Raw genomic sequence first — 279 nt, 5'->3', positions numbered from 1 at the left:
GCCGCTGTCGGCTGAGGCGGCGGCGGGGAGCGCAGCCCGCGCCTCGTCGCCCCACGGTGGGGCCGCGATCGCGGCGAGCGCAGCCAGCGCAGCGCGAGCACGGTCCGGTCGGGACCGCTGCGCGCGGGCGAGCTCGCGCACGAGGTCCCCCTCGGCGTCCGTGGCGACGGTGCCCCGGGTCGACCAGGCCAGCCCGAGCCAGGAGCTCGCCACCAGCCTGACGATCAGCCGGTCCGTGCCGGCCAGGCGCGGCGCCTCGCCCAGCGCGACCGCGAGCGG

The 279-nt window shown here is 80.6% G+C and carries 1 protein-coding gene; it reads right to left on the bottom strand.

Annotated elements, in window-relative coordinates; translation table 11 throughout:
- Positions 1-279 (bottom strand): hypothetical protein (locus KVT14_RS20355; protein WP_217617295.1); only part of this gene is annotated, 279 nt, incomplete at both ends.

The organism is Cellulomonas sp. GbtcB1 (assembly GCF_019091725.1).
GTDB lineage: Bacteria > Actinomycetota > Actinomycetes > Actinomycetales > Cellulomonadaceae > Cellulomonas.
The sequence above is the reverse complement of the archived record's forward strand: the minus strand, read 5'-3'. Positions and strand labels throughout refer to the sequence as shown.